24 protein-coding genes are annotated in these 26,967 nt (G+C 41.2%); 7 read left to right on the top strand and 17 right to left on the bottom strand.

Annotated elements, in window-relative coordinates:
• Positions 1 to 189: 189 nt before the first annotated feature.
• The 6 genes from ACSFVZ_RS02300 to xerD form a co-directional block, all read right to left on the bottom strand.
• Positions 190 to 387 carry a hypothetical protein gene (locus ACSFVZ_RS02300; RefSeq protein ID WP_135925869.1) on the bottom strand — a complete coding sequence of 66 codons (198 nt, stop codon included), beginning with the start codon at positions 385 to 387 and terminating at the stop codon, positions 190 to 192.
• Positions 388 to 641: 254 nt separating this feature from the next.
• Positions 642 to 2,177, bottom strand: a complete 1,536-nt coding sequence (gene lysS / locus ACSFVZ_RS02295) for a lysine--tRNA ligase (protein WP_135925870.1) — start codon at positions 2,175 to 2,177, stop codon at positions 642 to 644.
• Positions 2,178 to 2,203: 26 nt separating this feature from the next.
• A protein-coding gene (prfB, locus tag ACSFVZ_RS02290) for a peptide chain release factor 2 (protein ID WP_135925871.1) occupies positions 2,204 to 3,302 on the bottom strand; the annotation gives its coding sequence in 2 pieces (ribosomal slippage) (positions 2,204 to 3,226 and positions 3,228 to 3,302; 1,098 coding nt in all).
• 143 nt (positions 3,303 to 3,445) lie between these two features.
• Positions 3,446 to 5,167 carry a single-stranded-DNA-specific exonuclease RecJ gene (recJ, locus tag ACSFVZ_RS02285; protein ID WP_435557984.1) on the bottom strand — a complete coding sequence of 574 codons (1,722 nt, stop codon included), beginning with the start codon at positions 5,165 to 5,167 and terminating at the stop codon, positions 3,446 to 3,448.
• 75 nt (positions 5,168 to 5,242) lie between these two features.
• Positions 5,243 to 5,977, bottom strand: a complete 735-nt coding sequence (gene dsbC, locus ACSFVZ_RS02280) for a bifunctional protein-disulfide isomerase/oxidoreductase DsbC (protein WP_138558617.1) — start codon at positions 5,975 to 5,977, stop codon at positions 5,243 to 5,245.
• 59 nt (positions 5,978 to 6,036) lie between these two features.
• Positions 6,037 to 6,924 (bottom strand): site-specific tyrosine recombinase XerD, encoded by an 888-nt coding sequence (xerD, locus tag ACSFVZ_RS02275; RefSeq protein ID WP_435557992.1) that lies wholly within the window; start codon positions 6,922 to 6,924, stop codon positions 6,037 to 6,039.
• 168 nt (positions 6,925 to 7,092) lie between these two features.
• Here xerD and fldB point away from each other — a divergent pair, with 168 nt between their 5' ends.
• The gene (gene fldB, locus ACSFVZ_RS02270; protein ID WP_138558615.1) at positions 7,093 to 7,614 is read left to right on the top strand and encodes a flavodoxin FldB; all 522 of its coding nucleotides are present in this window, start codon (positions 7,093 to 7,095) and stop codon (positions 7,612 to 7,614) included.
• Between the two features lie 42 nt (positions 7,615 to 7,656).
• Here the strand turns inward: fldB and ACSFVZ_RS02265 are convergent, their stop codons facing one another.
• The gene (locus tag ACSFVZ_RS02265) at positions 7,657 to 8,085 is read right to left on the bottom strand and encodes a DUF2147 domain-containing protein (protein WP_235383296.1); all 429 of its coding nucleotides are present in this window, start codon (positions 8,083 to 8,085) and stop codon (positions 7,657 to 7,659) included.
• A 103-nt stretch (positions 8,086 to 8,188) separates the two neighbouring features.
• Between ACSFVZ_RS02265 and ACSFVZ_RS02260 the strand changes: the two genes are divergently transcribed.
• Positions 8,189 to 8,620: a hypothetical protein gene (locus tag ACSFVZ_RS02260; RefSeq protein ID WP_235383295.1), complete on the top strand. Its 432-nt coding sequence runs from the start codon at positions 8,189 to 8,191 to the stop codon at positions 8,618 to 8,620.
• 29 nt (positions 8,621 to 8,649) lie between these two features.
• Here ACSFVZ_RS02260 and ACSFVZ_RS02255 read toward each other — a convergent pair whose 3' ends face one another.
• Positions 8,650 to 9,348: a tRNA1(Val) (adenine(37)-N6)-methyltransferase gene (locus tag ACSFVZ_RS02255; RefSeq protein WP_235383294.1), complete on the bottom strand. Its 699-nt coding sequence runs from the start codon at positions 9,346 to 9,348 to the stop codon at positions 8,650 to 8,652.
• A 76-nt stretch (positions 9,349 to 9,424) separates the two neighbouring features.
• Between ACSFVZ_RS02255 and srmB the strand changes: the two genes are divergently transcribed.
• Both srmB and ACSFVZ_RS02245 read left to right on the top strand, forming a co-directional pair.
• Positions 9,425 to 10,657 carry an ATP-dependent RNA helicase SrmB gene (srmB, locus tag ACSFVZ_RS02250; protein WP_135925879.1) on the top strand — a complete coding sequence of 411 codons (1,233 nt, stop codon included), beginning with the start codon at positions 9,425 to 9,427 and terminating at the stop codon, positions 10,655 to 10,657.
• A 196-nt stretch (positions 10,658 to 10,853) separates the two neighbouring features.
• A complete protein-coding gene (locus tag ACSFVZ_RS02245; protein ID WP_199526269.1) occupies positions 10,854 to 11,192 on the top strand; it encodes a BON domain-containing protein in 339 nt (112 codons plus the stop codon).
• 19 nt (positions 11,193 to 11,211) lie between these two features.
• Here the strand turns inward: ACSFVZ_RS02245 and ACSFVZ_RS02240 are convergent, their stop codons facing one another.
• On the bottom strand, positions 11,212 to 12,144 hold the full coding sequence (locus ACSFVZ_RS02240; protein WP_235383291.1) for an aq_1923 C-terminal domain: 933 nt from the start codon (positions 12,142 to 12,144) through the stop codon (positions 11,212 to 11,214).
• Between the two features lie 50 nt (positions 12,145 to 12,194).
• Complete coding sequence (gene radA, locus ACSFVZ_RS02235) at positions 12,195 to 13,580, bottom strand: DNA repair protein RadA (protein ID WP_235383290.1); 1,386 nt, start codon at positions 13,578 to 13,580, stop codon at positions 12,195 to 12,197.
• A gap of 354 nt (positions 13,581 to 13,934) precedes the next feature.
• Here radA and ACSFVZ_RS02230 point away from each other — a divergent pair, with 354 nt between their 5' ends.
• Positions 13,935 to 16,415 carry a PilZ domain-containing protein gene (locus ACSFVZ_RS02230; protein ID WP_435557983.1) on the top strand — a complete coding sequence of 827 codons (2,481 nt, stop codon included), beginning with the start codon at positions 13,935 to 13,937 and terminating at the stop codon, positions 16,413 to 16,415.
• Here ACSFVZ_RS02230 and serB read toward each other — a convergent pair.
• On the bottom strand, positions 16,398 to 17,417 hold the full coding sequence (gene serB / locus ACSFVZ_RS02225; RefSeq protein ID WP_135925884.1) for a phosphoserine phosphatase SerB: 1,020 nt from the start codon (positions 17,415 to 17,417) through the stop codon (positions 16,398 to 16,400). The two genes, ACSFVZ_RS02230 and serB, sit on opposite strands and share 18 nt — an antisense overlap.
• A 134-nt stretch (positions 17,418 to 17,551) precedes the next feature.
• Between serB and ACSFVZ_RS02220 the strand changes: the two genes are divergently transcribed.
• A complete protein-coding gene (locus ACSFVZ_RS02220; protein ID WP_135925885.1) occupies positions 17,552 to 18,172 on the top strand; it encodes an AhpA/YtjB family protein in 621 nt (206 codons plus the stop codon).
• Here the strand turns inward: ACSFVZ_RS02220 and ACSFVZ_RS02215 are convergent.
• From ACSFVZ_RS02215 to prfC, 4 genes are all read right to left on the bottom strand, one after another.
• Complete coding sequence (locus tag ACSFVZ_RS02215) at positions 18,139 to 18,912, bottom strand: TatD family hydrolase (protein ID WP_435557982.1); 774 nt, start codon at positions 18,910 to 18,912, stop codon at positions 18,139 to 18,141. The two genes, ACSFVZ_RS02220 and ACSFVZ_RS02215, sit on opposite strands and share 34 nt — an antisense overlap.
• Complete coding sequence (pdxH, locus tag ACSFVZ_RS02210) at positions 18,913 to 19,551, bottom strand: pyridoxamine 5'-phosphate oxidase (RefSeq protein WP_135925887.1); 639 nt, start codon at positions 19,549 to 19,551, stop codon at positions 18,913 to 18,915.
• Positions 19,552 to 19,887: 336 nt separating this feature from the next.
• Positions 19,888 to 21,630 (bottom strand): arginine--tRNA ligase, encoded by a 1,743-nt coding sequence (argS, locus tag ACSFVZ_RS02205; protein WP_435557981.1) that lies wholly within the window; start codon positions 21,628 to 21,630, stop codon positions 19,888 to 19,890.
• Between the two features lie 61 nt (positions 21,631 to 21,691).
• Positions 21,692 to 23,275 carry a peptide chain release factor 3 gene (prfC, locus tag ACSFVZ_RS02200; protein ID WP_199526275.1) on the bottom strand — a complete coding sequence of 528 codons (1,584 nt, stop codon included), beginning with the start codon at positions 23,273 to 23,275 and terminating at the stop codon, positions 21,692 to 21,694.
• 250 nt (positions 23,276 to 23,525) lie between these two features.
• Between prfC and ACSFVZ_RS02195 the strand changes: the two genes are divergently transcribed.
• Positions 23,526 to 26,180 (top strand): ATP-binding protein, encoded by a 2,655-nt coding sequence (locus ACSFVZ_RS02195; protein WP_435557980.1) that lies wholly within the window; start codon positions 23,526 to 23,528, stop codon positions 26,178 to 26,180.
• On the opposite strand, the gene rimI is transcribed toward ACSFVZ_RS02195, so the two are convergent.
• Together rimI and ACSFVZ_RS02185 are read right to left on the bottom strand one after the other, a co-directional pair.
• Positions 26,181 to 26,627 carry a ribosomal protein S18-alanine N-acetyltransferase gene (rimI, locus tag ACSFVZ_RS02190; RefSeq protein WP_171040450.1) on the bottom strand — a complete coding sequence of 149 codons (447 nt, stop codon included), beginning with the start codon at positions 26,625 to 26,627 and terminating at the stop codon, positions 26,181 to 26,183.
• Positions 26,614 to 26,916, bottom strand: a complete 303-nt coding sequence (locus ACSFVZ_RS02185) for a hypothetical protein (RefSeq protein ID WP_135925943.1) — start codon at positions 26,914 to 26,916, stop codon at positions 26,614 to 26,616. The genes rimI and ACSFVZ_RS02185 overlap by 14 nt, the downstream gene beginning before the upstream one ends.
• Positions 26,917 to 26,967: the final 51 nt, after the last annotated feature.

Below are 26,967 nucleotides of genomic sequence, written 5' to 3'. Positions count from 1 at the left end.
ATTCGAACCCTCGATAGAGCTACAAACCCTATACTCCCTTAGCAGGGGAGCGCCTTCGGCCACTCGGCCACCTCTCCGTCTTGTGGGGCGTATAATAAAGATTTCAGAAAATAAGTCAAACACTTTTCAAGGAATTTCGAGTAGATGGTTAGAGATTGTGCACAACTGACTCAAACTCCCTAAAATCGCTTAAGCTTTAGGCGTTTTTTCTTTATCAGCCAATAAATCGAGACCAGTTAAAGGAATATGCTCATCAGTTAATTCTGCTAGGTATTGGTCTTGATATCCTAACTTTTGAAATTCAAAGATACATGCTCGGTAAAAGCTTTCACGTTGTTCATCACTTTTTGCTACATCTGTTGGTAACTGCGCTGGTTTTGTTGTCATTTTAATTAATTCCATTTAAGCAGTGAACGGATTTTATTTAGTACATTAACATTCTGACTAGAAAAATGACTTTATCAACCTTAGTTTGTATTAAAAACGAACAAAGCAATAATTACGTAGCAAACAAAAACAACAAATACACTATATATCAATAATTTAAATTAAAAATAAAAACACTAGCGAAGAAAAAATCAGAAATTTCCTATAACAAAAACGCCGCTAAAAAAGCGGCGTTTTCTAATCCTAAAAACTGATTAATCAGCTTGAGGACGCATATGCGGGAATAAAATCACGTCTTTAATTGTTGGTGAGTCAGTGAATAACATAACAAGACGGTCGATACCAATACCCTCACCTGCTGTTGGTGGTAAGCCGTACTCTAACGCGCGAATATAATCTTCATCGTAGTGCATTGCTTCATCATCACCTGCGTCTTTTTCTTCAACTTGACGAGAAAAACGCTCTGCTTGGTCTTGCGCATCATTAAGCTCAGAGAAACCATTTGCTAATTCACGGCCGCCTACGAAGAACTCGAAACGGTCAGTCACAAATGGGTTTTCGTCGTTACGACGTGCAAGTGGTGACACTTCCCATGGGTAAGCTGTGATGAAAGTAGGTTGAATTAGCTTATGCTCTGCAGTCTCTTCGAAGATTTCACATAAGAACTTACCAGGGCCCCATACACAGTTTTCTGGGATCTTAACGTGTACTTGCTTAGCGTACGCTTTAAGCTCTTCAAAATGATTTTCAGGGTCATTAAATACCGCAGCATCAAAGTCTGGGTTGTACTTAAGGATAGCCTCGCTCATTGTTAAACGAGCAAAAGGTTGACCAAAATCGTACTCTACTGAATCTACCACTTCACCGTTTTCATTTTTAGTTGTGTTTACAACAATTGGTGAACCTAGTACATCTGTAGCAACAGTACGTAACATGTCTTCAGTGATGTTCATCAGGTCAATATAATCAGCGTATGCTTGGTAGAATTCGATCATTGTGAATTCTGGGTTATGACGTGTTGATAAACCTTCGTTACGGAAGTTACGGTTGATTTCGAATACACGCTCAAAACCACCTACCACTAAACGTTTTAGGTAAAGCTCAGGTGCAATACGTAAGTACATATCGATATCAAGTGCATTGTGATGTGTTACGAATGGACGAGCAGACGCACCACCAGGGATCACTTGTAGCATCGGTGTTTCAACTTCCATGAAGTCACGATCAGCTAAGAAACGACGGATACCTTCAACAACTTTTGAGCGAATACGGAAGGTTTCACGCGTCGCTTCATTGGTAATTAAATCAACATAACGTTGACGGTATTTAGTTTCTTGGTCAGATAAACCGTGGAATTTTTCTGGTAGCGGACGTAATGACTTAGTTAGTAACTCGTACTCTGTCATTTCTACGTATAGGTCACCTTTACCTGATTTATTTAGTGCACCTTTAACACCGATGATGTCACCGATATCAAGTTGACCGTATTTTGCTTTTAATTCTTTTTGTACGTCTTTTGACGCGTACGCTTGAATTTGGCCTTTCATATCTTGTAACGCAAGGAAAGGACCACGTTTTGCAAGAATACGACCCGCTACTGATACAACGTGCTGCTCAGCAACTAATTCGTCTTTCGATTTATCACCAAACTCAGCTTGCAAATCAGCCGTGTAATGTTCACGACGGAATTGGTTTGGATGACCGTTGGCTGGGCAATTTTCGCGGATTGCGTCTAATTTGCCACGACGCTCAGCGATTAACTTATTTTCGTCTTGGATTTGATCAGTCATTTTTTAGCTCTTTTTTAGCTCGGTGGTTATAGGCCAGATTTAAGGCTGGCTTCAATAAATTTATCTAAGTCGCCGTCAAGAACCGCTTGAGTATTACGGTTTTCAACGCCGGTACGTAAATCTTTAATGCGCGAGTCATCAAGTACGTATGAACGAATTTGACTACCCCAGCCAATATCAGATTTAGCATCTTCTTGGCTTTGCTTCTCGGCATTTTGCTTTTGAATTTCAAGTTCAAACAACTTCGCTTTTAACTGCTTCATTGCTTGGTCTTTATTCTTATGCTGTGAACGCTCATTTTGGCACTGTACAACAGTGTTGGTTGGTATATGCGTAATACGAACCGCCGACTCTGTTGTATTTACGTGCTGACCACCCGCACCAGATGCGCGGTAAACGTCAATACGTAAATCAGCCGGATTAATATCAATTTCGATATTATCGTCGATTTCTGGGTAAACGAATGCCGATGCAAACGAGGTATGACGACGACCACTTGAGTCGAATGGGCTCTTACGTACTAAACGGTGAACACCGGTTTCTGTACGTAACCAACCGTATGCATATTCGCCAACAAAACGCACTGTTGCGCCTTTGATACCAGCCACATCACCATCAGTTGCTTCAACTAGTTCAACTTTAAAGCCTTTCGCTTCACCCCAACGTAAGTACATACGCAACAACATGTTACACCAGTCTTGCGCTTCAGTACCGCCAGAACCTGATTGTAAATCAAGGTACGCATCGTTTTGGTCATGGTCACCCGAGAACATACGACGGAATTCTAGCTTTTCAAGCTGTGCGTTTAAATCGGCTAATTCAGTTTCTGCTTCGGCAAAGGTTTCTTCGTCTTCTGCTTCAACAGCAAGCTCAACTAAGCCTTCAACATCTTCGGTACCGGCCACTAAATTATCAATGGTCTCAACGATAGCTTCGAGTGCCGACTTTTCACGGCCTAGGGCTTGAGCTCGCTCTGGCTCATTCCACACTGCTGAATCTTCAAGTTCTGCGTTAACTTCTTCTAACCGCTCTTTCTTAAGAGGGTAGTCAAAGATACCCCCGAAGCAGTTCAGTACGTTCGCGAATTTCCTTGATTTGATTAATCACAGGATTCACTTCAAACATGTACATTACTCCAAAATGGCTGATTTACCGCGCACCGCTTTCGACAATAATTACGGTAAATTATCTACAAATATTAAAAACGCCCGATTTTAACAAAAAACCGAGCGTTTTATTAGCCTTTTATGTCGATTATAACGATATTTTTATGTGGTTTTTTGTAGCTCTCGGATAATTAGTTGTAACGAGAATTTGCCACGAAATTCATTTATATCGAGTTGGTATGCCGCTTTTACATAGCGTACTTCGGTGTCGGGCCAGGCACGCACGTCAACAGCAAATGCTATTGCGTCAACTAACCTTCCAGATTGATGTTTTAAAACTAGTTTTAAGTGTTTTTCACCAACAATACGCTGCTGCACCACTTCGAACACATGTTCAAACACTGGCTCTGGAAATTGTTGTCCCCAAGGCCCTGCATTTTTTAACAGGTTGGCAAACTCCATCGAGAAGCAATCATTTGGCAGTTCACCGTCGGTAAGTAAAATACTCTTCTTATGCTCTTCACTGAGTGTTTGTGCCACCATGTGTTCAAACACTGTTTTAAATTCATTAAAACATTGCTCGTTAATACTTAAACCTGCCGCCATAGCATGACCACCAAACTTGCTGATCAGATGAGGGTGTAAGGTATTTATGCGCTCAAGTAAATCACGCATATGCAGCCCTTCAATGGAGCGGCAAGAGCCTTTAATTTCACCGTTATCGCCGGCTGCAAAAATAATCGTAGGACGGTGATACTTTTCTTTTAAGCGACCAGCCAAAATGCCAATAACACCTTGGTGCCAATCAGCTTGATACAAACAAATGGCATCAGGCACTGAATCTGTTTTAAAGGCTAAACGGTCAAGCACAGCTTGCGCTTCAGTTTGCATGCCCTGCTCTATTTCACGGCGCTCATGATTGAGACTATCGAGCTCGCTGGCAATGCGGCGGGCTTGATTAATATCGCTCGATAATAAACAGGCTATACCTAAACTCATATCATCTAAGCGCCCTGCTGCATTTAAGCGTGGCGCCAATGAAAAGCCAAAGTCACTGGCACTTAAGCGCGCTGCATTACGATTTGCCACTTCAATGAGAGCACTAATACCTGGACGTGTTTTACCGCTACGAATACGAGCTAAACCTTGATGCACTAAGGTACGGTTATTGGCATCAAGGGCGACCACATCGGCAACAGTACCAAGGGCAACAATATCAAGTAATTCGGCCAAATTCGGCATTGGCTGATGTTGAAAATACCCTTGATCACGTAAGTGACTACGTAAAGCGATAAGCAGATAAAAAGCCACCCCAACGCCTGCTATTGATTTCGATGGAAATTGGCAGTCATGACGATTCGGGTTCACAATGGCATCGGCATTAGGTAATGCCTCGCCCTGCAAGTGGTGATCAGTCACCAGCACCTTAATACCCGCATGCTTTACAATTGCAATGCCATCTATGCATGAAATACCGTTATCAACGGTAATCACAAGCTCAGGCTGCATGGCCACAATTTGCTCTGCAAGCGCAGGACTTAGGCCATACCCTAAACTGAATCTATCTGGCACTAAGTAATCAAGGTTTTTCAAACCAAACATGGCAAGACCTTGCATCAAGGTTGCTGTACTGGTTGCACCGTCAGCATCAAAATCTCCCACGATTAACACGCGGCTTTGTGCTTTTAATGCGTCTTGCAACAACAACACGGCTTTGTCGATGTCTTTAAACAACCGAAAGTCATGTAACGTTGCTGCACTGTTATCTAACTCTATTGCGTCTTGCACCTGTCTTGATGCGTAAATTTGTTTAATGACTGGATGTAAATGATTTGGCAGGTGTGAGTCATCAACCCGAGGACGAACTTGAATTATTTTTTCCATGTTGGAAAGTGTACTTCTTAACTTAAGGCGAATAAAAAAGGCCTACGACAAATAGGCCTTTTCGTTTAAAAATAGTTATGACGATGTTTTTGGTAAAGCATCAAGTGCTTGGCTGATTTGCGCAGCTGATTGATAACCTGGGATCATCGTACCATCTTCTAAAATAATTGCCGGTGTACCTGACATACCAAAGCTTTGACCAAGTTGGTAATGCTCTGCAATCGGGGCGTTACAACCTGGGACTGCAGCTACTTCTGCGCCCGCTTTAGCTTCTGTTAACGCTTCTGCTGGGTCTTTAGCACACCACACATTCATTAAGTCTTGATAACCTTTGCCCGCTAAACCGCCTCTTGGAAAAGCTAAATACTTAACAGTAATACCCGCCTCTAAAAAGTCGTCTAATTCGCGGTGTAATTTACGACAATACCCGCAAGTGATATCTGTAAATACTGTGATTGAATGCTTTTCGTTTTTTGCTTTGTAAACAATCATCGAGTCTTCGTACTCTGCAACGCCTTGTTTACGCACATCACTTAACGCATGCTCGGTTAGATTTACACGGTTGTTTAGGTCAATCAACGTACCTTGCATTAAGAATTGGCCATCAGGGCTTGCGTATAACACGCCTTTATCGGTAATTAGCTCTTTAAGACCAGCCACAGGGCTTGGGTTAACTTGCTTAACCTTTACACCTAACTCGGCAAATTTTGAAACAATTGGTGCGTCAGCGGCTTCTGTCGTCGATACGCCATTTGCAAAAACATTTAAGCTTGTGCCAAATAGTGCCGTGGCTAAAACTAACTTTTTCATAACTATCCTATATCCTGAACATTTTTTACATAGACCGGTACATCTTAAAAAAAGTTGCACTATGCACGAGGGTGATGCTGCTCGTGTACCGACTTTAATCTTTCATTCGCTACATGCGTATAAATTTGTGTTGTTGATAAGTCACTATGACCTAACATCATTTGCACAACACGAAGGTCTGCCCCATGATTCAAAAGGTGCGTCGCAAAAGCATGTCTGAGCGTATGCGGTGATAATGGTGACTCTATTGCTGCCAAAATAGCATAGTGTTTGATGCGATGCCAAAAAGTTTGTCGGGTCATGCCAATGCCCCGCTTAGACGGAAACACAAAGTCGGTAGCGTGTTTAATCATCTGCGAGCGCCCTACTTTTAAAAACTGTTCAAGCCAGTACATTGCTTCTTCACCCAAAGGGACTAATCGTTCTTTATTACCTTTACCTTTTACAAATACGACTGCTTGGCGCAGGTTTATTTGCTCCATTCTTAGCCCTACCAGCTCAGTAACACGCAGCCCGGTGGCATATAACAGTTCAAGCATGGCTTTATCGCGAAGCCCCATTGGATCTTCAATATTAGGAGCTGCAAGCAATGCTTCTACTTCGGCTTCAGAGAGGGTTTTTGGTAACGATTGCCCCGCCTTAGGTTGCGCAATATTAACCATTGGTGAGTCGGGGATTGCTTTTTCGCGCACAAAATACTGATAAAAACGCTTGAGCGCACTGATACTTCGAGCCGTGCTGCGAGACTTAAGTCCTAAATCGACACGGTATGCTAAATAAGCTTCTATATCTTCTGCTGTTACTGCAAGTAAGTCTGTGTCTTTAATAAAATGGCAAAACTTATCGAGGTCACTTCGATAAGCGGCAAGAGTATTCTCACTGACTCCTTGTTCTAAATACAAGGTATCTAAAAAAACCTCTAAATGCTCTGCATTTTGTTCAGTCATGACACCTGCTTGTGCTTGTGAAGTATTATCCGCCACGGTTACTCTCATCCTTATCAAGGTATCAATTAAATAGGCCTTACGGTAAAATATTACCAAACTACATGAAGGTAGATACTTCAAGCGGCTTGAGTAGCTATCATATCAGGCAAACACACGGTGATAAATACGATGCAGATTGGTTTATTTTATGGTTCGACTACCTGCTATACAGAAATAGCGGCAGAGAAAATTCGCGATATTATTGGGCAAGACGTTGTGAGCTTGCATAACATCAAAGATGAACCATTAAAAAATGCAGAACAATTCGATTTCGTTATCTTCGGCATTTCTACATGGGATTTTGGTGAGCTTCAAGAAGACTGGGAGTCTATCTGGGATGATATCAAAGATGTTAATCTAAATGGCAAAACAGTGGCTCTGTTTGGCATGGGTGATCAACAAGGTTATGGTCAATGGTTCCAAGATGCTCTTGGCATGCTGCACGATGAAATTTGTGATCAAAGCATCACCTTATTAGGAAAGTGGCCAAACGATGACAGTTACGAGTTTGAAGCATCAAAAGCGCTGACTGAAGATGGCAAACAATTTGTTGGCTTAGCCCTTGATGAAGACAGTCAATACGAACTCAGCGATGAGCGTATTGCCAACTGGGTTGAGCAAATAATGACTGAATACAGCGAAAGTTTGTAAAAGTCACTTGTAAGGAAAAGCCAAGCAATGCTTGGCTTTTTTTTATTCAACGCGTTGCCAATATTGATTACGATAGAAAAAAGCAATATAACCACGCACTTCAAGCACCTTACCTTGTTGTTGTGGTGTCAATTTTAAAGTGTAGGTTTTGCCATTATTAGGGTCAAGAATTTCACCATCTTGCCAACTTCCATCTCCGGCATCCTTTGCGCCTTCAATAATCTGCAACCCCAAAATAGGCTGATTTTTCTTATCACCTTTACATTTTTCACAACGTGCATCTTGCTTAGCTGGATTCAATATTTTTTCAACATTGCCAACCAGCACGCCGTTTTGTTCACTAATACGCACGAGTGATTTCGCTTCATTCGTTTCTTCATCAATTGTTTTCCAAAGCCCTACCGGGCTGGTTGCTGCAGCACATAGTTGAGAAAATAACATCGCAGCGAGTACAAACGCTAAACGGAACATAGATCACCTACTTTATTAAGAATTTATTACTACAATTAATTTTTTTAGACGCATCATTTTGTTATGCTTGAGGTGGATGGATAACCAATTGAAAGGATACACAATGAAACAATTCACTTTAGTGACTGGTGATGTTATTCAATATGACAATCATCAAATTAACCCACTTCACGCCAAAGGCGAAATTACAATAAATAGCCTTAACGAACAAGTATTTATACCACAAAGCGTGAAAACAGCGAATGAACTAGGCAAACTTAAAGATAACCTATTTAACATCGAAAAATTATTACACTCTGGTTATGCCGATCCCTATCCCAGCATTCGTGTTTTAGTTGAAACCACGCAACCACTGCCTGACATAACGGGACTGAACATCAAACGGCAATTTAATATCATCAACTTTTGTAGTGCTGATATTGATAAACAACATTGTAAAAGAGTACTAGATGCTTTACTTAAACTTGAATATGTTCAGCAAATTCAACTTGATGAGGTGATACAGTTACGTCCACCTGCGATCCCCGAACAGTAATTAGAATCGCCAAAAATCTTATATTAGCGTTACATTTTCAAATAAAAGGCTTTGCAAAGCCTTTGATAATCGGCGCTGTAACTACCATCCTGAGCATGAATAACCAACTGCGATTTTTTGCACTCTATAGCCTGTTGGCTAAATAACATTAAGCAGCGGCTCGGCGCTTTTTTGGGTGTTGTTTGAATCAAACATTGTTGATTTAAATGCCAACCTAATTGCTTTGCAATAGCAATAAATTGCTCAGCTTCCGGACAAGGCAAAATAACATTCAACAACGTTTTGTCATGACTAAGCCTGCTACATGCAGCTATTAATTCGTTAAAACTAAGGCCATCAGTATGACGTGCAGCATTACGTGGCGCATTCTCTCCTTTGAGGCTGGCGTTAAAATATGGCGGGTTAGTGATGATAACATCAACGGGCTCTGGTGAATCAAATGACTGCACGGCACCTTGATAAAGACGGATATCTGACCACGGACTATTGGTAAAATTAGCGCGGGCGTCAATACAGGCATCATGATCAATCTCGATCGCCATCACTGTTGCTTGTGGCGCTCGCTGTTTTGCCATTAAGGCCAGCAGCCCTGTTCCAGTCCCTATGTCTAATATACGAGTGGCGTTAGTAAGAGTGGCCCATGCGCCTAACAAAATGCCATCCGTTGACACCTTCATTGCAGCACGAGTTTGCTCCACCGAAAATTGTTTAAACACAAAGCCTGACATTTTTTCACCTTTTCATTCACCACAGCCGCGTTAACGCGTATAATTAGGCCTAATTGTCCTCTATTTACGTCACTCTATGCAATTTTCTGAATTTGATATCGATAACAAGCTGTTAAATGCCATTAATAAAATGGGTTTTGATACACCAACCAGTATTCAACAACAAGCGATCCCTGAAGCGCTAAGAGGCCGCGATATTTTAGCATCTGCGCCAACTGGTACTGGTAAAACAGCCGCTTTTTTGATCCCTGCAATTCAATACTTGCTTGATTTCCCTCGTCGCGATCCAGGCTTTGCTCGCGTGCTGATCATGACACCGACTCGTGAATTGGCTTATCAAATCCATGAACAATGTGAATTACTTGCTGCGCAAACACACCTCAAAATTGGTGTAGTGACCGGCGGTATTAACTACGGGACACATAAAGAAATTTTCGAGAGTAATAACGACATTTTAATTGCCACGCCAGGGCGCTTAATGGAATACCTCGAAACTGAGAATTTCCATGCTGAGAATGTTGAACTGCTTATTCTTGATGAAGCTGATCGCATGCTAGACATGGGTTTTCGTAAAGAAATGCTGCGAATTTGTGACGAAGCACGTAATCGTCGCCAATGTTTCTTATTCTCAGCAACACTTGAAGGCGACAGCGTTGAGTTATTTGCAGAACGAATTTTAAATGACCCTGCACTACTTGAAGCAGAGTCAACCCGAAAAGAGAAAGCTAAAATTCATCAGTGGGTTCACCTAGCTGATGACTATAACCATAAACTAAAAATGTTGGTCGAGATCCTAAACGGTGAAGACATACATAAAGCAATCGTGTTTGTTAAAACCCGTGAACGCTTAGAAACCTTGATTGGTGAGCTTAACAACGAAGGGTTACGCGTTGCATGGCTACGTGGTGAAATGCCACAAGACAAACGCATGAAAGCGATGGAGAACTTTCACTCTGGTCGCAATAATATCTTAGTGGCAACCGATGTTGCTGCACGTGGCATTGATGTCGCCGATATTAGTCATGTTATTAACTTTGATATGCCGCGTACTGCAGATATCTATGTACACCGCATTGGCCGTACTGGCCGCGCTGGCAAAAAAGGGATTGCGATTTCATTTATTGAAGCTCACGATGTGGCTATTCTGGGCAAGGTTGAACGCTACATTGAGCAAAAGCTTAAACGTCGCGTAATTAAAGGTATTGAGCCTCAACACAAAGAAGCAAAGATCCCATCTAAAAAGAAAAAAGATCCTGCAAAGATCAAGGCGAAGAAAAAAGCCAAAGCAAAAGTAAAAAAGAAAAAATAGCTTAATATCTTTACTTGAAAATGCCGAGCTCGTCTCGGCATTTTGCTCTCTGCTGCATGTACTTTTTTACTAATTACTGTGTAATTAGTTCATACCTTTTAACCTACCAAGCATAAAATCACTTTATAATCAGAAACTTAAAATTGGAATGATAATTGTAACTGGTTCTGCAACAGAGTCTTCGCGAGGGAATCGTATGAACCGCTTTAAATTAACCGTAGTACTGATCTCATTAAGTTGTTTATTTTTACTAGCTTGTGCGACAAAGGTGAGTGCAAATACCAGTGTTTTAACATCAAGCACATCAGCACAACCTAGATTGCAACAATATGCTTTGCAGAAACTTACCAGCAACCCTAACTTTACTATTTCTAATCTACAGGTGATTGTAGAGGGTGATACGGTTGAGCTTATCGGCTCTACCAAGACAGGATTTCAACGTGCTTTAGCACAAAAGTTTTTGGAGCATAACCGAGGCATCCGAAAAGTTAAAAACAACCTTAAAGTAAGCTCACAAGACGGAGCAACACTTTAAGGTTGTCTGCACCTTAGCCTTATTTACCGCTTGCTTGAAGGTTAATAAATTTGGCAAGTTCTTCAGGTTGTCCCATTAACGCCATAATTTGCTGATTGATTTGCATCATAGACTGACCTTCTGGCAAGTTTGCCGAAACCGATAATGATGATAAGCCTTGAGCAAAATTAGTAATAGCAGTCTCTAAGTCAGTGCTAACCGGCGCTTGTTGTAACTGCATAGCAACAACCTGCTGGAACTGTTCATGAGTCATACCTTGCGCTTGCAAGAAGCTCTCTACAACCGCTTTTAACTCACCTTCATCAGCAACTGACATTGAAATACTTCGTGGCTCTAACTGGCTCATGGCCGCCATCATTTTTGATTGCTGTTGCAGTTGCTGCTCTAATGTGAGCTGGCCATTTTGTGTTGAGTTTTGCATCTTGCTGATAGCCAATGACGCTTCCATTAAAGGAGTTGATTTCGCCAACCCTAAATTAAAGTGAACATCGGCCACTTCATTTGCAGTCACGTTAACTGCAAACGCACTATCACCAGAGTCTTTATTGTAATCTAGCGAAGACTTAACGTTATAGCTTGTAGACGCTAATTTGTTGTTGGCGTTTTGCGGTAACTGAGCGAGGAAATCATCACTGAATCGAAAGTTTGTCATCACAAACCCGGTATGAGGTGGAATGCTGTCTTGCTCATAACCTGATACTTCAATCGTATCTATGGTTGCAATAGCTTCATTGCTATCAAGGCTTTGTACTTTGATACCCGAAAGCTCCATGCTGCTATCAAAAACACTCGCTGAAATATCGCTATAAGTAATATCTACACCACTTTGTGCTGATAAAGCACTCAGCTGCTGATCAACCACTGTTTTCACTTCCTGTGTCACAGCATAGTTTGCGTAAGCTACGCCACCGACTGCCGCAGCAACAACCGCCGCAATAATTAACTTCTTCATTTTATTTCCTTTAATTGGTGTAAATTTTTTATCAGTGTATCAAATTGTGTTTAGTTAATTAACGACAGTAATTCATGCACAGTTTTCACTGGGGTAATTTTTGCACCTAAGCCTTCCATTGATTTATGGTAATTACGATAAGGAATAAAGATTTCAGTAAAGCCATGTTGCGCCGCTTCTTTAACTCGAGGTACGCCACTGTCTATTGGTCTTACATCACCATTTAAACTCAACTCGCCCATAATACAAGTAGTCCGTGGCACCACAAACTCATTCAAACTACTTAAAAGTGCTGTAACTAACGCTAAATCAATGCAGGTTTCTGACTCATCAATTTTTAAACCACCAACTATATTAAAAAACGTATCATGGAAGATTTTAGTTTTAGTGTGTTTTCGTAAAATCCCCGTGAGCATCTTGATACGATTCATGTTTAAACCAACACACACTCGTTGAGGGAATTCAGCTTCGGTTTCTGTGGTTAGACATTGAATTTCGAGTAGTAAGTTACGATTGCCTTTACGAATACAAGTAATCGCAGAGCCCGGCGACTCAGTCGTTGAGCCTGATAGGAAGATTTCGCTAGGATTATCAACGCTCAGCATACCTCGCTCACACATTCTAAAAATGCCCACAGTGTCGATATCGCCAAAACGGTTTTTATTGGCACGTAATGTCCTTACTTGCCCATCATTGGTGTCAATGTGTAATAACGCATCAACAATGTGTACTAAGGTCTGTGGCCCAGCAATTTCGTTATTTTTGTTTACGTGAGCGATAATAAACATGGTCACATCATTTTGCTTACAATATTGCGTGAGCGCCTGAGCCGCACTTTTCACTTGTGAGGGTGACCCTGGAGTACCATTTGCCGTTTCTGTTAAAACAGCCTGAATTGAGTCGATAACAGCAAACTTTATTTTATGTTTATCAAGTTCTTCAATGATTGCTTCAACGCTGGTTTCAGATAGTAAGTACAGCTCATCTTCGTTGTAATCTAGACGTAAGCGGTTAACCCGATTTTTAAACTGTGATAATGACTCTTCTGCTGTACAGTATAAAGACGGCATTACTTTTGACATACGTGCAACTAAATCTGACAACAAGGTGGTTTTACCTGCCCCTGGATCCCCAGAAATAATATTCACTGAGCCTGTGGTCACGCCGCCACTTAATACCCTGTCTAATTCACCAATTTCTGTGAGGCGCTTTTCAGCTTCAGTGGTTGCAACTTCATTTATTTTTTTTGAACCGCCGCCCACATTACCGGCATAGCCTGCAATTGCAGCTCGACTTGCAGCTTGCTTTGACTGCCCTGCTGACGGTTTAAACTCTGCAAGGGTATTCCATGCACCACATTTACACTGCCCTTGCCAGCGCTGATAATTCATGCCGCACTCAGTGCAGACAAATTCGATTTTTGCTGATTTTGCCATTCGGCCTTACCTGTTTGGATAGCTGGTATTTACTGAACCACTATTTTCAAGCATCTAGTAGACAAAGTAAAACTGACTACTAAGGTAATTGATGTATAGTAGATTTAAAAACATCGAAGATAATACATGGTAACTTGCTCCCTATCGACCTTCTTATATGTTAACTGTTGACTAAAGAACAAGTTAAGGGCACAGTTTTTGCTTAATAATAAATACCAGAGAACTTGCCATTTTATTGGCTAGTACTTATAACAATAACTAATAAAACAACAAAGTAATTACTACTCGCGTAGTGAGCTGCAAAACACCGCCGAGTAATACTACGTTATTTGATAGACAGTGATGGTTTTATAAATGCCTGAAGATATCTTGCTTAAATACGAAAGTCTAGTTGAAGAACTAAAGGCGAATTTAGGCACACCTCAATTCGACAAGCTATTTAAAGCAAAAACAGCCAGCTTAACTAAGCCAGAGCAGTTTTTGATCAAAATGGAGATGTCGCGTTTATCTCAGCCTGTAGCACGCTTTATCGATTTGCGTGGTCAAGTCACTGGACAAGTAAAACCTTACGAGTATGAAGGCAAACAGCACTTTATGGATGACACCGCCATTGAAGTGTTTGAAGATGCGATTAAACGCCACGGTGGCTATACCCTTGCAGTCTATGAAGCGGTAATGAATACCGAAAACAATCACCGAGTGATGCAAAAAAAAGCCGCCGAGCAAGACCTCATTAGCGATGACAGTAGTAATCAGTTAACCGCAAAAGTTATCAAATTTGCTTCTTATGAAAGCCGCTCTGAAGAGCGCATGAATTACTCCATCAAGATCTCGGTTGAAATTGATAAAGAAACGAAAGTCTCAGCATCAACTTCTGATATCTCGTTAAGCGGTGCAAAAATCAAACTTGCCCCCCGATATAAATTAAAAAAAGGCCAATTAATTGGCTTACGCTTGGTTGGTCTCGAGCAGGACTTTGAGCTGGGTCTGAAAAATGGTATTCAATATGAAGTCATTGCCGTCGAAAAGGTATCGCGTGAATATAATCATGTGCGCTTAAAACGTACCTTTATAGAAAATAACAAGCAGTTTGACGACTTTTTAAATAGCTTTATCCACGGCAATAAACGACGCTATAAAGTTAATTTAGACAATACCTTAGATGCTGTTGTCTCTAAAGGATATGAGCAATACTATATTCCTCGAGTGACTTCGCTCTATACGTTTTTAAGTTTGCAGGGTGACAAGCTTTACCCAAGTCTCGCCTTAACAACAGAAAACAATATATTTATTCAGCGTTACTTTTGTGATGAGCGAAAAGTGTCATGTTTATACAGTATTGTTAATCAGCAGCGCATTGCTCACTTACTCAGTAGCCCTGATGCCGTAAAAGAAGACTATATTTACACTTTTACTCATACAGTATCTGGCAGAATATATTACTATTCAGCAACTCGCTCTGAGTTAAATAATCAGCCTCATTTAAAAGATTTGTTTTTAGGGTTTGGTAGTCAAAAAGATAGCTGGCAGTGTTTTAAGCTTCAGCTAATGCCAAGCCATCCAGAAGATTCATACATTCCATTGACGTTACCAAGTAGCGCAGGTAAAAACATCGAAAAGCTCAATAAGCCACCGACTCCACGTGTGCAAGGCATGCTAAAAGACGTTAAATACTTGTTGATTTTGACTTCAGTGGGTAGTGAGTATGAGCAGAAAAAATACCAACAACGTGTATTTGATAAAACTGCGGTTAATCAACTAAAACAATTTGGCCACAGTAAACACAAGACACCGCCTCATCTAGAGCCTGTTGCCTTAGAGTATGTGAATTTAAGAGCGCATAAGCGATTCTTATATAAAACATCTGTCACGGTTAAGCATAAAGAGCAACTTGTGCAGGGCTACACACGTGATCTTTCAGTTATGGGGTTACAAATTGAATGTGAGAAACCTGTAGACTTTAAAAAGGGCGATATCATTAAGTTAAGCTTGCCTGAGCTACAGAAAATCACCAAAAAACACGACCTAAGTGATCTTAGCTATGAAGTTATGGCAATAAGTAAGTCGCTTACAACTGTGAATTTAAAAGTACATCGAGTAACCGATTTGCCTCATATGGCAATAACCTTTTTCACGGTGTTGATTGATAATAATAAAGATAAACTAAAAGTGTGTGAAGAAACCCCTAAGATTCCTGGGCTCTCTACTGCACTTAGAAACATGGTAACAAAAAGTGTTTGCCAATTTCCGCTTTATCTCCATAAAGAATCAGCGCATTTTAAAATAGGTGCTATTGGGCAAGGCTTATACCTAAGTCCATTACATGTGCTTTTACAAAATTTTGCACTACTTAATGAAAGCACCAGCATTGATGGCTTGTTGTCGACAGACCAAATAACCGAAGTGATCACCCCACTTATCAAAGATCGCAGTCGTCAAGATGCTCCTTTGCCATTTACACTTTTTGTTTGTTTTAACCCACGTTTAGGCACAATTGCTGACTCAATAACCAGCCGCTGCATCAGCGATGAGGATTACACATCACAAACACTATTTGTAAAAAAAGCACTGAAAAACGACTTAGTGTTTGTATTTCGTTTATATGTATCACGTACAGGCCGACCTGATATTGATTACTTATCGAATGAGCTTAAGTACATCAGTCAATATGCTTTACACAAAGCAAAAGATTTAGAGGAAGCATTATGGGCTGTTGCTGGTGTGGGAGATTTAATTGATATAACCGAAGAAGCGCTTACCCATTTTGATATTGACCAAAGGCTGATCGACGAAATGAGTAAACGCAAAGCAATCTGGTTAAAGCGAGTAATCTAACGGTAGGCCTAACAAGTAAGCAACTTGCAGCAACGAACCTTCGTTAATAGCCGTTTGTGCTTGCTCAACCACTTTAGGTTTACCGTGAACAGCCACACCAAGCCCTGCCGCAGCCATCATTTTTAAATCGTTAGCTCCATCACCCATGGCAACAGTTTGACGATTATTTAAGGCAAGCTTTGCTTCGATTCGTTTAAGTACACGGGCTTTTTCTTCAGCATCAACAATAGTGCCAATCACTTTACCTGTTAAACGATTATCTTTGAACTCAAGGGTATTAGCGTGCACTTCATCTAAACCTATTAGTGTTTGCACTTGCTCAGCAAATGGTACAAAACCACCTGATGCAATGGCTAAATGCCAATTATGTTGTTTTAAGTATTGGCATAATTCACTAACACCCGGCATAAGTGGTAAACGTGCTTTTAAGCCATCGATTAGATCAACATCAATACCTTCAAGCTTAGCAACACGCTGTTTTAAGCTTTGTGCAAAATCTAATTGCCCAGCCATTGCTTGGGCGGTCACAGCAGCCACTTCATCATATACATCAGCAAGTCGTGCTATTTCATCTATACACTCGATAGTAATCGCGGTAGAGTCCATGTCCATTAATAATAGACCAGGCTCATCAACCGTTGGTGGATTAGTCAACTGCACCAGTTGAATACCAATTTGCTTGGCAAACTCAACTAATACCAGTGGGCTGAGTGTTGTTGTTGCATCGCTATGAAAGCTCCATGCCACTGGCATGTCTGCAATTGGCTGATAACAACATAGCGATAAATTGCTAAACCCTTGTGCCGCTAAAAACTCACTAATAGCCAGTATTTGCTCAGCATCAAGTACTTTACCGAATGCTACGCTAAATACTCCCTGACTTGCTTTTGGCGTAAAGTCTGTTGTAATAAGGTGTTTGTTTTCAATTTTATACCAGCAATTTAGGCTGATTTGTTCAGCTAAATTTGCTGAAGGTGTAGCAGCTAAGCTAAGCTGTGACATAGTGGCTCCACATTAGACTTATGTCTGTCCTTGCGCGCGCATGAGCTACTCGCAATCAATGAACTAATAAGGTTATTATACTGGTTTAGTTGTACCATCAAATTGAAAAGCTGTCAGCAGCGTATACGGTGACTATGAAAAATAACCAACTAAAAACTCCATTTTCGGCTACATACCGCCAACGTTTGGTGCGTTTAAGTCTAGCTGCTGCCTGTTTTGTGCTGCTGAGCTGGGTTGCCGTTAATAGTAGTTTTCAAAGTCATCAGTTACTTTATGATAGTGCAGACAGCACAGCGATAAGCTTAACCAAGTTTATGGCCCTAAACGCTAAAACCCCACTACTAGAAAAAAACAAACCAGAATTAAAAGCGCTATGTAACCACATAGCTGCAGATGAGTATGTGTTAGCTGCAATAATTTACGACCAACAAGGTATTCAAGTAGCTGCCAGTGATAACTGGCAAAGTCACCATACCTTTGGTTTGTTACCGGATTCAACGCCGGGCATTAGTAAATTAAAAACACCATTTGTTGAGCCCGTTATAAGTGATAACGAGAGACCACTGGGGTTTGTGGCAATAACGTATCTTACGCAAGCATCGATAGCCACCAGCCACAGTAGCTTTCATGACTTAGGCAGACAAGTATTACTTATGCTCGTAATTACTTGTATTTTTACGTGGCAACTTGGCCGTGGCCTAAAACGCTGGCAATTTAATCGCTATATCAAAAAAAGCGCAGAGCAAGAATCGTAAAGTTCGGCAGCAAGTTGCTGCTTTGCATCACCTATCACGCCTTTAAGCTCACATAAATGTGCAAATACATCACGCACCTTAAGCGGCGTATTTACCTGCCCTTGAAAGCCAGCAAGTGGCATTGACGGCGAGTCGGTTTCAAGCACTAAATGCTGTGGCTCTATAGCGCTTAAGACTTTACGAGTTTTCGCCGCGCGTGGATAACTTATCACGCCACCAACTCCAAGCTTAAAACCTTGTTTTATATAACTTGAGGCTTGTTGTTCTGAGCCTGAAAAAGCATGAATAACCCCTCCATATTTGGGTTTGCAGCGCTTAAATGAGCGGGCAATTAAATCATGGCTTTGTCTGTGATGCACAATCAGTGGCAAAGCAAGTTGATTGGCAAGCTCTATCTGCCCTTCAAAAAGCAGCGTTTGTTTATCGAGGTTGTCGATACTGCGATCAAGACCGCACTCACCAATGGCAATAAACTGGCCTAAATTGGCTTTTGCTAACTGCTCTAATTCTGCGAGGTGATGAGCTTGGTGGTCAGATAAAAAATAAGGATGTAAGCCTAAAGCAACAGAAATACTTGGCTCTGATTTGGCAAAAGAAAGAAGTGCTGTAGATTGTGCCAAGCTCACACCTGGCACAATAAAATGCTCAATTCCTACTTGCTTGCATGCTTTGATGAGCTCTATGCGAGTTTCATCAAATTCGCTAAAATCAAGATGGCAGTGGGAATCGATGAAACGCATTTACGGATTTAAACGACCAAACTGCCAACTACCGTCGGCTTGGCGTTGATACATAAAGCGGTCGTGCAGGCGGTGCGCACCACCTTGCCAAAACTCAATTTTAGTAGGCTCAACACAATAGCCACCCCAAAAATCAGGCAATGGGATTTCACCATCAGAAAACTTTTGCTTCATTTTCGCAAATGTTTCCATTAACACCTTACGTGATGACACAGGACGACTTTGCTGAGATGCCCATGCAGCTAATTGGCTTTCTTTAGGACGCGATAAAAAGTACTTAGCAACAGCAGTTGTTGGTAAGGGTTTAGCCTCACCATAAACAATGACTTGTCGCTCCATATGGTGCCATGGGAAATGCAGAGAGATTTTGTTATTACCTTTAAGCTCCTGCGCCTTGCGCGAGCCGGTATTGGTAAAAAACACAAAGCCATTTTCATCAAGATGCTTTAACAGCACGATACGCTGCGAAGGCTGGCCATGTTCATCAACCGTTGCGACTACCATCGCCGTAGGATCAGGCAAATTAGTGGCAACAGCTTGCTCAAGCCATTTTTCAAACTGCTTGATCGGAGACGCATCAAGCATGTCTTCAGATAAACCATCCTGTAAATATTCACGGCGAATATCTTCAAGTTTCATAAAATTCCCTCTATCGCTATCAGCTAAAGATTAATCAAGGTTGTTGAGCTGTCAATTTGTTGGGTTTCGCTACGCTCTACCCAACCTACAAAGCGCATCATCTGCAAGTATAGGAGTGCTTTCAAAGCGAACTACACGAAGCAGAATTTACCTAAGTAGTTTAGCCTAAGACAAGGCGGAAAACCGACTTATCCCTTTGAGTTCTTAAACTTTCTGCAAGTGTAGGAGTGCTAGCAAGGCAATGAGTTTATTTATGCCTAGGAGCATACGTGTTTTGTATGTGACTTAGGCTAAATAAACTCATTAACGCAGCTAAAGAGAACTACACGAAGCAGATTACATTTGCTCCATTACTTCGATACCTAAAAGATCCAATCCTGACTTCAGCGTCTTCGCTACCAAATTACACAGTACTAAACGGCTGTCACGAACACTTGGCTCTACGCCTTCTTTAAGAACTGGGCATGCTTCGTAGAACGTCATGTATAGGCTTGCTAGTTCGTATAGGTATCCACATAATACGTGCGGTGTCGCTTCGCTGATCATTAGATCAAGTACTTCTTCTAACTGTAGAAGTTTAAGTGCCAGCGCTTTTTCTTGTGGCTCGTTGATTGCAACATCTGCTGTTAATGACGCTGCATCGATACCTGATTTACGGAAAATACTGCGAACACGTGTATATGCATATTGTAAGTATGGCGCTGTCGCACCTTCAAAGCTCAGCATTGTGTCCCAGTTGAAGATATAGTCGCTGGTACGGTGCTTAGAAAGATCCGCATATTTTACTGCGCCAATACCTACTTTACGGGCAATTTCGCTACGCTCTTCGTCGCTTAAATCTGACTCACGCTCAGCAAGTTTAGCTGCTGCACGAGTGATTGACTCTTCTAGTAAGTCTGCAAGTTTAACAGTACCGCCTGTACGTGTTTTGAATGGCTTGCCATCTTCACCCATCATGGTGCCGAATGGGCAGAATTCATAACTTGTTTCATCACGTAATAAACCCGCTTTACGTGCTGTTAGCTCAACTTGATTGAAGTGTAAGCTTTGACGTGCATCTACAAAGATTAAGATACGATCAGCACCGAGTTTATTTGAACGGTAATCACAGGCCGCTAAGTCAGTTGTCGCATATAAGAAACCACCACCTGATTTCTGTACGATAAACACCGAAGGCTCGCCGTCTTTGTTAGCAAGCTCATCTAAGAACACCACTTGTGCGCCATCAGATTCAACAGCAATGTTTTTGTCTTTTAATAGCGCAATGATGTTTGCAAGTTCGCTGTTGTAAGCACTTTCTGCCATGATGTCATCTTGCGTAAGCGTTACGTTTAGGCGTTTGTAAACTTCTTCAGAGTGCTTTACAGAAGTGGCAATGAATAGCTTCCAAAGTTTTTCACAGTGCGCGTCGCCGCTTTGCAATTTAACCACGTAGTTACGCGCTTTATCGGCAAAGCCTTCTTCATCATCAAAGCGTTTTTTCGCATCACGATAGAAGGTTTCTAAATCCGCAAGTGCAACAGATTCTAAATCAACACCTTGGTTGATTTGATCTTCTAAGTGCGCGATTAACATACCAAACTGAGTACCCCAGTCACCCATGTGGTTTTGACGAACAACTTCATCACCACGGAACTCAAGGGCACGAACAACCGCATCACCAATGATAGTTGAACGTAAGTGACCTACGTGCATTTCTTTAGCAAGGTTAGGTGATGAATAATCAACAACTACTTTTTGTGCTGTTGCATGTGGCGCAACAGCCAGCTTTTCGTCTTCGTTTGCTGCTTTTAAGCTAGCTGATAAAAACTCAGGCTTTAAGTGAATGTTGATAAAACCAGGGCCTGCAATTTCTGTTTTTTCTGCGATATCAGCAAGATCTAGGTTATCGATAATTTTTTGTGCTAGTTCACGCGGGTTTGATTTTAATTTTTTAGCCGCGCCCATTGCGCCATTGATTTGGTAATCACCAAACTGCGGGCGTGTACTTTGTGTAACCGCTGGATTTGTGTCTTCTGGTAATCCAGCTGCAACCATAGCTGCAATTGCTTTTTCGATTAAAAGAGTACGAATATTCATTGTAATTTTTACCTTTATGGCCCGCAGTACGGGCACTTAAATTTGATGCAAGCTTAGTGTATTAGTTTTCGCGTGTATGATTAAACTTGATGTCTGGATAGCGTTCCATCGATAAGTTCAAGTTAACACGGCTTGGTGCGATATAAGTAAGATTATCGCCGCCATCTAATGCTAAGTTGCTCTCGCACTTACGCTTAAATTCTTCAAACTTTTTAACATCGTCAGAGCTTACCCAACGGGCAGTGTTTACGCTGACACCTTCGTAAATGGCGTCAACGTTGTACTCTGCTTTCAAGCGCGCAACAACCACATCAAACTGTAGTACACCGACCGCGCCAACGATAAGGTCGTTGTTAATAAGTGGTCTAAATACTTGCACAGCACCTTCTTCAGATAGCTGAACTAAGCCTTTTAATAATTGCTTTTGCTTAAGTGGATCTTTTAAGCGAATACGACGGAATAATTCTGGTGCGAAGTTAGGAATACCACCAAACTTCATTTTTTCACCTTGTGTGAAGGTGTCACCAATTTGAATCGTGCCGTGGTTGTGTAAACCTATGATGTCACCCGCGTAAGCATCTTGCGCTCGCTCACGGTCACCGGCCATAAAGGTTACCGCATCAGAGATACTCACTTGTTTACCAATACGCACGTGGCTCATCTTCATACCTTGGCTATATTTGCCTGATACAATACGCATAAAGGCAATACGGTCACGGTGTTTAGGATCCATGTTCGCTTGGATTTTAAATACGAAGCCAGAGAAGTTCTCTTCGGTTGCAACAACTTGGCGGTCTTCTGTTTCGCGTGGTAGTGGTGCAGGCGCCCACTCTGTTAAGCCATCAAGTACATGGTCAACACCAAAGTTACCTAATGCCGTACCAAAATACACAGGTGATAGCTCGCCCGCTAAAAACAGATCTAAATCAAATTCATGTGATGCACCGACAACTAGCTCAAGCTCTTCACGAAGCTGCTCTGCCAGTTCGCTACCAATAGCTTGATCAAGCTCTGGGTTATCGAGTCCTTTGATTGTTCGAACTTCTTGAATAGTGTGGCCTTGGCCTGTGCTATACAAAATCGTTTCTTCACGGTGAATGTGATACACACCTTTAAACTCTTTACCGCAACCAATCGGCCATGTGATAGGTGCACAGGCGATATTAAGCTCGGTTTCAACTTCGTCTAATAACTCCATTGGGTCACGAATATCACGGTCACACTTATTCATAAAGGTGACGATAGGTGTAGTACGTAAGCGTGTTACTTCCATTAATTTACGAGTACGATCCTCAACACCTTTCGCAGCGTCGATTACCATTAGACAAGAGTCAACCGCTGTCAATGTACGGTAGGTATCTTCAGAGAAGTCTTCGTGTCCTGGAGTATCAAGTAAGTTAACCAGACGCTCATTGTAAGGAAATTGCATAACTGACGTAGTAACCGAGATACCACGTTCTTTTTCCATTTCCATCCAGTCTGATTTTGCGTGCTGGTTTGAGCCACGACCTTTTACGGTACCCGCTTTTTGAATCGCTTGTCCGAATAAGAGAACTTTTTCTGTAATGGTGGTTTTACCCGCATCCGGGTGCGAGATGATCGCAAAGGTGCGTCGTTTATTAATTTCGGTAGTTAAATTAGACATGTAAGCTGCTTTTAGTCATAACAAAGCGCACTTAACTGCCTTATAAATTATAAAGCTCGGTGCGCACTGTAAAAATAAAATAGAATTGCCGAGTATTATACCTTGTTTGTCTTAGCCAAAAAAGCAGCGATTGTAAGTAATTATTCACCTTGGGTTAGGGATTTTCGTTGTTCACTTTTTTGCTAAGCTTGTGTAATCAAGTTGTAACGCATACTATGGATAAATTGCACGGAGGATATTAATTTAGGTCATGAAAACCAGTAAGCTCAGTATTCGATTATTATGGTATATCACCCCATTAGTGATTTTACCTTTGTTGTTTTTAGGTGGCTTTACGTTAACCAATGTGACCAATTCAACAAAAAAACAAGCTGAGCTGATTGTGAGTCGCTTTGTTGAACAACAACAACAGAAGATCTTTAACTACATCGACTCGTTTCATTCTATTACGCGTTTATTATCAACCTCTCCTGTACTTGCCGACTTTTTGTCTCGAGAGCCGGGCTCTAAAAATCAATATATCGAGCGACTTGGCGAATTAATGAATGTATTTGCCAGTTATTCAGAAGCTTACCCAGATATAATTAGTATTAATTATGTTGCCCCAGACGGCAGAAGTGATGCTTTTTATTCAAGCCAATTGACCCCACCGCCAAAGAGCTACCCGTTTTTCAAACAAGTACTCAAATCAAACCTGCGTCAACAGCAATTTATGATCCCCAAAGAAGACGGTTCGACCAGCCTCTATTTTGTGCATCCAATTTATAACATTGATTACTACCTAAAACAGCCTCAGCAGCTTGGCTTTATTGTGGTACATGTTGAACCATCTATTTTAAACGCCAGTATTTTAGAAGCCCCATTTAATAACACCCTAAATTTATTCTTAACGACTAAAGGGCAAATTTTATTTAGCTCTGATTATGACCTGCGCGGCAACTACTTGAGTGAATATGAGCTCGAGCAAATAAAGAGATTAGCTGATTACGGAAAACTGGCCGATATTGAATTATCAAGTATCGATAAAGAAGAGCGAATTATCTACGCTGTGCAAATGACGGACGGCGACTATTTCATTTCAACAACTCCCAAAGATTTACTCTATCAGTCAGGTAAAGCAATTAGCTTAATAACTGCACTGATTGTAATTATCTCAGTGATCTCGTTACCAATTTTAATTTATATCGTTGTTCGTAATTTACTGTTAACCCCTGTCGAATTATTAGGTGCTGCAAGTCACCGAGTAGGTGATGGTGACTTATCAGTTTATTTACCTGCGCATACTAACGATGAAGTGGGTGTCTTATTTAACGATTTTAATCACATGGTAAATCAAATTCGTGACTACCAAGATGAACTCGAAGAGTACAAACACCACCTTGAAGAAAAAGTAGAAAGCCGAACTAAAGCGCTTGAAGCTATGAATAACAAACTTGAAGTGGCTATTGCCCAAGCTGAACAAGCAAACCAATTAAAGAGCCGCTTTTTAGCAAATATGAGCCATGAAATTCGCACCCCACTTACCGCAATCATGGGTTTTACTGAGCAACTGCTACACAACAAAGATGCGGTGAACGATGAGCAGCATTTAAGTACAATTTTGCGAAACTCTAAACACCTTTTAGAGCTCATAAATAACATTCTCGATTTATCTAAAATTGAAGCAGAAAAACTGGCTGTCGAACGAAGCCCTTGCTCGGTTGTTCAATTAATTCATGATATTGATTCAATCATTCGCCCATTAGCGAATCAAAAGCAACTGCAGTTTAATATTAATTACAACTTACCAATTCCTCAAAGCATTAACAGTGATACCACACGCTTAAAACAAATATTAATAAACATTGCTAGCAATGCCGTTAAATTTACTGAGCAAGGCTTTATCTCGCTTGATATTCACTATAACGATGAGCGACAGCTATTAGAATTTGTCATTGAAGATACCGGAATTGGTATGTCTGAGCGTGAAGTAGAACGAGTATTTAAACCGTTCGAACAAGCCGATGCCACAACAACTCGCCGATTTGGTGGAACAGGCCTAGGTTTATGTATTTCAAAGAACTTGGCCCAGCTATTAGGGGGAGATGTAAAGCTTGTCAGCGAGCTAGGTAAAGGTAGTAGCTTTACCGTGCAAGTGGCCTGTCATTTAAACCCTGAACAATTACAACGTAATGCGTTTATTCACAACTATGAACAACTGTCTCCGGGTTCAGATACACAATTATCCTTCGCAGAAAATAGTTTTGATGCTCATATTTTAGTGGCTGAGGATAATCCAGATAATCAATTATTGATAAAACTATTGCTACAAACTTGGGGGCTCGAGCCTGACATTGCGAAAAACGGCGCTGAAGCCGTAGAAATGGCTCTGGTTAATGACTATCAGTTGATTATCATGGATATGCAAATGCCAGTAATGGGTGGATTAGAAGCAACGCAAATGCTCCGTCATGCTGCATACGATGGCCCTATCATAGCCTTAACAGCAAACGTTATGAAAAATGACGTTGATACTTATTTAGAAGCTGGTTGCGATGAGGCGCTGGCTAAACCAATCGATAAACACGCTCTCGAGAAAGTACTAGTTAGCTACTTGAATATTGAAAAAGACAGTCAAAATAAATGGGAAAACTTACTGAAAAGTGAGAAATTCCAACAGATCAATGATAACTACCGTTCTAAACTACCTGATTATTTAAGCCAAGTAGTACGACTGTATCGTGCAAAAGAGTGGGAGGCCTTACGCTCTCTTGCACACAGTATTAAAGGCAGCGCAGGGTGTTTTAGCTTTGAAGAAATCCACAAAACGGCAGGTCAACTAGAAACGGCATTGAGCACGAACCAAATGGCACAAGTTGCAGACTGTTATGAAGCACTCATTAGTGCTCTAAAAGAGGCCGCTTAACTAAAGCCTTAAAGTTAGCCCCATCAAAATAGCATCTTCATTACCTGTCGCAGTTGGGTAGTAATTTTTACGCACTGACATTGAGCTAAAGCCTGCACTCTCGTACAAACCAATTGCAGGTTTGTTTGATTCTCGCACTTCTAAAAATAAGTTCTCTGCTTGGTATTGCTCACCATGCTCAATAAATGCATTTAATAATTGTTTTGCAATACCCTGCCCTTGATACGCTGGCGCTACACAAATATCCATTAGAGTAAAGTCAGGCCCTGCTTGTTCACCGATGTAAAAGCCAAGCATTTCATCATCACTAAAGGCTGCAAGGTTAAAATAGCGACCAGCTAAACACGACAGCATGGTCTTTTCTGTCCACGGATGACTATGACAGGCATTTTCAATAGCCATTAACTGGCTAATATAGGTTGCATCTACAGGTTTAAAGCTTATCAAGTTGTTCACCAATTAAAGACCAAAGTTGTTTCTTCTGCTCAGCTGTGAGCTTCTCACTCGGCAAGGCTAAACAGCCATCCTGCCAGCTAATATTCTCAGCTTTTACTACCTGTGTGATCACTATTGGAGCAAACGCTTTTTCAAGGTCTTGATGTAGCTGCAGTGGAAGTACTAAAGGTGCTTGTGCTGTTACAGTGACTTGTTCATCCTGAGTTTCAGGCACAGTTCGATAATGTTGTTTTAACTCGAGTGATTGTACAGAGAATATCGCAGCGTAACTTGGATTCATAACAACTCAATCATGATTAAGAGCAAGTAATATAGGAAGATTTGCGATTAA

Source organism: Pseudoalteromonas nanhaiensis, assembly GCF_051235485.1.
Classification (GTDB): Bacteria; Pseudomonadota; Gammaproteobacteria; order Enterobacterales; family Alteromonadaceae; genus Pseudoalteromonas; species Pseudoalteromonas lipolytica_C.
Note: the sequence above shows the minus strand (reverse complement) of the source record. Positions and strands in the feature narration are given on the sequence as shown.